This is a genomic window from Streptomyces sp. SP18BB07 (assembly GCF_036322545.1).
Classification (GTDB): Bacteria; Actinomycetota; Actinomycetes; order Streptomycetales; family Streptomycetaceae; genus Streptomyces; species Streptomyces deccanensis.
On the sequence record NZ_JAQYWT010000180.1, the window covers coordinates 1 to 7,315 of the forward strand.

The 7,315-nt window shown below is 70.3% G+C and carries 4 protein-coding genes and 2 pseudogenes; 5 read left to right on the forward strand and 1 reads right to left on the reverse strand.

The features are described 5' to 3' along the window. A partial coding sequence (locus tag PUR53_RS01745; protein WP_329907134.1) for an NPP1 family protein occupies window positions 1–339 on the reverse strand: 339 nt, incomplete at its 3' end. A gap of 301 nt (window positions 340–640) precedes the next feature. On the opposite strand from PUR53_RS01745, the gene PUR53_RS01750 reads away from it, so the two are divergent. The 5 genes and pseudogenes from PUR53_RS01750 to PUR53_RS01770 form a co-directional block, all read left to right on the forward strand. Beyond that, complete coding sequence (locus PUR53_RS01750; RefSeq protein ID WP_329907135.1) at window positions 641–4,441, forward strand: nSTAND1 domain-containing NTPase; 3,801 nt, start codon at window positions 641–643, stop codon at window positions 4,439–4,441. Beyond that, window positions 4,442–4,707, forward strand: a pseudogene (locus PUR53_RS01755) (3-hydroxyacyl-CoA dehydrogenase family protein); the annotation flags it as partial. Window positions 4,708–4,916: 209 nt separating this feature from the next. Continuing rightward, window positions 4,917–5,873, forward strand: a complete 957-nt coding sequence (locus PUR53_RS01760; RefSeq protein WP_329907136.1) for an alpha/beta hydrolase — start codon at window positions 4,917–4,919, stop codon at window positions 5,871–5,873. Window positions 5,874–5,948: 75 nt separating this feature from the next. Further along, entirely contained in the window at window positions 5,949–7,100 is a 1,152-nt protein-coding gene (locus PUR53_RS01765) for an acyl-CoA dehydrogenase (protein WP_329907137.1), read from the forward strand. Window positions 7,101–7,167: 67 nt separating this feature from the next. Next, window positions 7,168–7,315 (forward strand): annotated as a pseudogene (locus tag PUR53_RS01770) (electron transfer flavoprotein subunit beta); the annotation flags it as partial.

Consider the following 7,315-nt stretch of genomic DNA (forward strand, 5'->3'; position numbering starts at 1 on the left):
GCACCAGCCGTTGTTGCACTTGGCCCGCGAGTAGACGTTGGCCCTGCCCAGGTGGTTGTCGCGGCACTGGCCGGTGATGGCTCCGCTGTCGTCGAGGCCGCCGTTGAGGTTGCCCCACTGGTCGATGGCGGCGACCGGGAGACAGCTGTCCGTGTCGTAGTCGAAGACCGGCTGGAAGGTCTTCTGGAACGTGGTGGTGCTCTCGGGCAGGGGGGTCAGTACGCCGGCGTGGGCGCTGCTGGTCAGGCCGATGGTCAGCGCGGCGGCGCTGGCCGCGACGAGCGCGAAACGCCCGAGGCGGCCGAGGCGGGACTTCCTGCTCTTCAGTGCTTGGGACATCAGCGGTTCTCTCCACTTGCTCTGCGCGGGGGACGCCGGCTGATCCGGCTTGACGGGACAGAGACTGACAAGCGGAGAGTTGATCGACACCTACTCTCACCAGGGCAATCAAATCCGGCTAACGGTTCCGGATTGTTCGGCGGCACGTACCGCCACTGTCATCAACGCCACACTTTGCGGCCGCAGGGTTTCGGCTGGTCAGCGGGATACGTATGTTGATGCCTCCGACCCGGCCCACTTGACGTATCAAAAATGCCGTGAATTTCAGAAATCTCGTAATGGTTCGAAAATAGGTAGGTCTATGGGGCGCCCGGAAAGAGCCATTGACCCGACGGCCGGCCCCGTCCAGCTGCTCGCCCACCGGCTGAGGGAGTTGCGCGGGGCCGCCGGCGGCCCCTCGTACCGGGCGATGGCCGAGGACGCCGGATTCTCGGCGACGACCCTGTCCCAGGCGGCGGCCGGGGAGCGGCTGCCCTCGCTGGCGGTCGTCCAGGGGTATGTGAAGGCGTGCGGCGGGGACCCCGGCGAGTGGGAGGTGTACTGGAAGGAGGCCGAGGCGGCGGCCGCGGCGGTTCCCGTGGACGACGAGAAGGACGCGCCGGCGCCGTACCGGGGCCTCGCCCGCTTCGAACCGGACGACCACGAGCTGTTCTTCGGCCGCGACCGGATGGCGGCGGAGCTGTGCGAGCTGATGACCGCGCACCGCTTCGCCGCCGTGTTCGGCGCCTCCGGCAGCGGCAAGTCCTCGCTGCTGCGCGCCGGGGTCGTTCCCCGGGTGCGCGCGAGCATCGCGCGGCGGGAGTGCGGGGCGGTGCTGCGGGTGTTCACGCCGGGCGCCCGACCGGCGGAGACGTATGGACACCTGCTGACCCCCGCAGCGGACGAGCCGGAGAGCTGGGTGGCGGTCGACCAGTTCGAGGAGGTCTTCACCCTCTGCCGGGACAAGGCGGAGCGGGGCCGCTTCATCGACCTGCTGCTCACCGCCAGGGAACCCGGCTCGCGGCTGCGGGTGCTCATCGCCGTACGCGCCGACTTCTACGCCCGCTGCGGCGAACACCCGGAACTGGCGAACGCGCTGAGCCGCGCCGGGCTGCTGGTCGGCCCGATGAACGCGGACGAACTGCGCGAGGCGGTGGTGCGGCCCGCGCAGGCGGTCGGTCTCCTGGTGGAACGGTCGCTGGCCGCAGCGGTCGTCGAGGAGGTCCTCGACCGGCCCGGCGCGCTGCCGATGCTCTCGCACGCGCTGCTGGAGACCTGGCGGCGCCGCAAGGGCCGCATGCTGACGACGGCCGCGTACGAGGCGGCCGGCGGGCTCAACGGCGCGATCGCGGCGAGCGCCGAGGAGGTGTACGGGCAGCTGTCCGCCTCACAGGCCGCCGCCGCCCGGCAGTTGCTGCTGCGGCTGGTCGAGCCGGGCCGGGGCACCGTCGACACCGGGCGCCCCCTGTCCCGGGCCGAACTCCTGGAGTGGGCCCACCCCGATGTGCACGTGGCGGTGGAACGGCTTGCCTGCGCCCGGCTGCTGACCGTCGACGAGGAGGGCGTACGTCTCGCCCACGAGGCGCTGATCGGCTGCTGGCCCCGGCTGCACGGCTGGATCGAACAGGACAGGGAACGGCTGCGGCACCACCGCCGGCTCACCGAGGCGGCCCGCGCCTGGCTGGAGCACGCCCGCGACCCCGGCACCCTCTACCGCGGCACCCGCCTCGCCCGTACGGAGGAGGTCTTCCCCGGCCACCGCCGCGACCTCGCGCTCACGGAGGTCGAACGGGACTTCCTCACCGCCGCGTTCGACGCCCGTGAGGCCGAGCGCCGGGCCGCCGCGCGCTCCACGCGCCGCTCCCGCATCCTGGTCGGCGCGCTCTCCGCCGTCCTCGCGATGGCGCTCGTCGCGGGCCTCACGGCCTGGCGGCAGCACGACGACAACCGGCACCAGCAGACCCAGAACACCGCCCGCCGTATCGCCGCCGTCGCCGACGGCCTGCGCACCACCGACCCGCGCGCCGCCCTTCTCCTCAGCGGCGCCGCCTGGCGCATCGCCCACCTCCCCGAGACCCGCCGTGCCCTGCTCGGCTCCCTCGCCCAGCCCGAGTCCGCCTCCTTCAGCGACCCCGCCTCCGGATTCCACTCCCGGCGCTTCCTCGCCGACTCCGGCCGCACCCTCCTCAGCGTCGACGACCGCTCCTGGCAGACCTGGAACCTCGGCACCCGCCGCAGCACCGGCTCGGGCCGCCTCCCCGAGGGCGACGTCCTGGCAGCCAGCCCCGACGCCCGCGTCCTGGCGATCGCGGGCGCGGACGGGGACGGGGACAGGCACGTACGGCTGTGGGACACGAGGGCGGGACGGTGGACGGGAGATGCGCCGCTGACGCCCGGCCGGGAGGGGATCGCCTTCGGGGCGAGTGGGCGCAGCTTCGTCGTGGACGAACCCGGTGCGGGCGACGCCGGGTCGGGCGCCGGCTCCGGCTCCGGCGCGGACGTCGTACGCGTTCGGGCCGTCGCCGATGGTGCCGTGCTGTTCGAGACGCGGGGGGCGACCCCGGCGAACGTGGCGCCGAGCGGTGACGACCGGCTGGTGGCCGTCTGCCCGGCGGGGGAGGCGCCGCAGGTCCTGGAGGCAGGCGCAGGGCGGTCGCGGCAGGGGGAGTGGGAGCGGGAACAGGGGGCCTGCGGTGCCGACTCGGCGGTGGTGTTCGGGAACGACGGACGGTTCGCCGTCGTCGCCGGGGAACGGGTCCTGGTGTGGGACGTCCGTACCGGTGTCCGCGTCGCCGAGATCAGCGACCCGGGTGTGCGATACGCGTCGTTCAGCAGGGGAGGGGCTTTCCTGGCGACGGCGGGCTCCGCCGACGAGATCCGGGTCTGGCGGCTGTCCGCCCCGGCCGCCCCCGTCCTACGGCATCCCCTCAACAACCAGCACCCGCACGGCGGCCTCGCCTGGGACCCCGGCGCACCCGCCCTGCGTTACCTGGAGGGCGGCACCGTCCACACCCTCGACGTGACGACGGCCGTCACCGCCGCGTGGCGCGACCGCCCCCTGGACGGCGTACTGCTCAGCCCCGACGGCCGCCGCTTCGCCACCGCCCGACGCGCGACCCACGGCTACGTCTTCGAACTGCGCGACACCGACAACGGCCGGCTCGTCCGCACACTCCCCCGCCCCGCCTCGCCGGTCGCCGCCGGCGGACAGAACGGGACACCGCTCGCGCCCGCGGACACCGCCCCCCAGATGGCGTTCAGCCCCGACAGCGGCTGGTTCGTCTACGGCGTCACGGCGCCGGGCGGACCGGCCGCGTCACAGCGGTTCACCGTCTGGGACCTGACCCGCGACCGTGCACTGAGCACGCTGGACGTGGGGCCGGCCCAGTCCGGGGCGCCGGTGACCGCGCTCGCGCTGACCCCCGACGGCCGCACTCTCTTCACCACCCGCACCCCGCCCGGCGGCGAACCCGCCAACGAGATGTGGGACACCACCACCGGCCGGCGGACGGAGCTGCTGACCGATTCCGGCCTGGTCAGCGCGCGCCTCGCCCTCAGCCCGCGCACCGAACTGGTCGTCGGCGACAACCGGGTGGCCCGCGAGACCGTCGAAAGCATCGTCGCGCTGGATCTGGTCCAGGGCGATCACATCAGTGCCCTCGCCTTCAGCCCTGACGGCAGCCGCTTGGCGGCGGGCGACCGGACCGGCCGCGTCGCCCTGTGGGACGGCGACCTGCGCCGCCGCGCCGGTGTCCTGCGCAACGTCTTCCCGGCCCCGCTCGGCGACACCCCCGAGGCGGTCAGCGCCCTCGCCCTCAGCCCCGACGGCCAGACCCTCGCCGTCGGCGGCGACGCCGGCACGATCCAGCTCTGGGACACCACCACCCAACAGCCCCTCGGCGGCCCGCTCCCCACCCCCGGCGAGCCCATCGACTCCCTCGTCTTCAGCCCCGACAACGCCACCCTCTACGCCGGCGGCGGCCACGTCCCCCTCCACCGCCACCCCGTCGACCCCACCCGCGCCATCGCCCACGTCTGCGCCCGCGCCGGGAACGAGGACCTGACGAGAAGCGAGTGGGACACGTACGTACCGGACGCGCCGTACAGAAGGGTGTGCGACTAAGTGCCCTACCTGCTCAGCCGGTCCGCACGGTGGAGTCCGGCGCCGCGCGCCCGGACGACATAGACCAGGGCATGGAACTCGGCTGCGCCCACCCCATGGGCCCGCTCCGCCTGCTCGACCTCGACACCGCCCAGGCGGTGGCCGAGTCCATGTACGAGGAGTTCAAGGAGCCCCTGTACGCACCACCCGCCCTGCTGCGCCGCATGGTCGCCGCTGGCCACCTCGGCCGCAAGAACGGACGCGGCTTCTACACCTACGACGCCTGAAACTGGTGCTCAGACGCTCTTGCCGGCTCGGCTGAGCACTAACGGCTACCCAGCGGTTTCGATACCTGTAGGAGGCGTCGTGGCATTGTCCCTCGCTCTGTTTGTAGTGAGGAGCGTCAGACCTCGCTCATTCTGCTGTTGGGGCGACCCGGGCAAGCAAACCAGGAGTCCAGTGATGGCAACCGAACCATGAAAGAGGTGGACCACCCGTGCCCCGATCCCAGGCAGCTGCGGCAGAACTCGAGCCCGTCGACCTCACGCACGGCCAGGTCGATGAAGCCGTAGAGATGGAAAACTTCTTGAAGCTCAATATCTCGGGCAAAGACAAAGCGGCCTACGTCTTGTCCTATGACAAGATTTCCGACTACTTGCTGTGTGCCGACTCGCTTCCGCAGCCCGAGGTGCCGACCGGGCAGTTCTACCACTTCCGCTGGACCAGCCACACTGTTTACCCCGGCGTATCACGCAGTGTGTGGCTCTACCTCCCGGCGGGTGCCGAGCAAGCCGGCAGCGTCAACCTGTTGGTGTGCCAGGACGGACCGGACTATTTCGGCCCGTTGGTAAACGCGACGACCGTGCTCGACAACCTCGTGCACCGAGGGGAGATCCCGATGACGGTGGGTCTGTTCGTTGCGCCGGGCGAGCAGGGTCCCGGGTACCCGCACTTCGGGGGTGACCATAACCGGAGCATTGAGTACGACTCGGTGAACGCCGACTATGCACGGTTCCTGGACGAGGAGCTGTTCCCGGTGGTGCGGGCACGGGTGGCGTTGGCCAGTGATCCCCGAGGACGCGTGATCTGCGGTATGAGTTCAGGTGGCGCATGTGCCGTAACCGCCGCGTTTCACCGGCCCGACGTGTTCGGCAACGTCATCTCTCACTGCGGAAGCTTCATCAACATTCGCGGCGCACACAATCTGCCATCCATGATCCGCCAGTCGCCGCGCAAGGCGATCAGGGTCTGGCACCAGAGCGGCAGTCGCGACTTGGATGTGATCTTCGGGAGTATCCCGATCGCCAACCACGACATGGCTGCGGCGCTCAAATACCGTCGCTACGATTCGGTCTTCGAGTTCGGTACCGGAGGGCACACCCTCCGTCACGCCGGGGCCGTTTTCCCTGAGACGCTGCGTTGGATATTTCGCGATCAGGTCGAGGATCGCTAGGTCGGCACCCTTCGTCATTTATTTTCTCCATGCTTCTGCCGTATTCATCTGAAATAGAGACGAGGCGTCTGTGCCATGAGTCACGATTTCGACCTGTACCGCCCGTCCGAGGAGCACGACATGCTCCGTGACGCGATCCGTTCCCTCGCCGAGGCGAAGATCGCGCCCTACGCCGCCGCCGTGGACGAGGAGGCCCGCTTCCCGCAGGAGGCGCTGGACGCGCTGGTCGCCAATGATCTGCACGCCGTGCACGTGCCCGAGGAGTACGGCGGCGCCGGCGCCGACGCGCTCGCCACGGTCATCGTGATCGAGGAGGTGGCCCGCGCCTGTGTGTCGTCCTCCCTCATCCCGGCCGTCAACAAGCTCGGCTCGCTGCCCGTGATCCTCTCCGGCTCCGAGGAGCTGAAGAAGAAGTACCTGGGCCCGCTCGCCAAGGGCGACGCGATGTTCTCGTACTGCCTCTCCGAGCCGGACGCGGGCTCGGACGCGGCCGGGATGAAGACCCGTGCGGTCCGCGACGGCGACCACTGGATCCTGAGCGGCGTGAAGCGCTGGATCACCAACGCGGGCGTCTCCGAGTACTACACGGTCATGGCCGTGACGGACCCGGAGAAGCGCTCCAAGGGCATCTCCGCGTTCGTCGTCGAGAAGTCCGACGAGGGCGTCTCCTTCGGTGCCCCGGAGAAGAAGCTCGGCATCAAGGGCTCCCCGACCCGCGAGGTCTACCTCGACAACGTCCGCATCCCCGCCGACCGCATCATCGGCGAGGAGGGCACCGGCTTCGCCACGGCGATGAAGACCCTGGACCACACCCGCATCACCATCGCGGCCCAGGCGCTCGGTGTCGCCCAGGGCGCCCTCGACTACGCCAAGGGCTACGTCCAGGAGCGCAAGCAGTTCGGCAAGCCGATCGCCGACTTCCAGGGCATCCAGTTCATGCTCGCCGACATGGCCATGAAGATCGAGGCCGCCCGGGCCCTGACCTACCAGGCGGCGGCCAAGTCCGAGCGCGGCGACAAGGACCTCACCTTCCAGGGCGCCGCCGCCAAGTGCTTCGCCTCCGACGTCGCCATGGAGGTCACCACCGACGCCGTCCAGCTCCTCGGCGGCTACGGCTACACCCGCGACTACCCGGTCGAGCGCATGATGCGCGACGCCAAGATCACGCAGATATACGAGGGCACGAACCAAGTTCAGCGCATCGTCATGGCGCGCAACCTCCCGTAGTTCCCGGAGTACTTGGCCCGCGTTTGTAGCGCGGCGTGAATCGCATGGAAATGAAAGAGGACGTGTGGTGAGTCTGAGGATCGTTGTCACTGTGAAGTACGTGCCCGACGCCACTGGCGACCGGCACTTCGCCGATGACCTGACCGTCGACCGTGACGACGTGGACGGTCTGCTCTCCGAGCTGGACGAGTACGCCGTCGAGCAGGCGCTGCAGA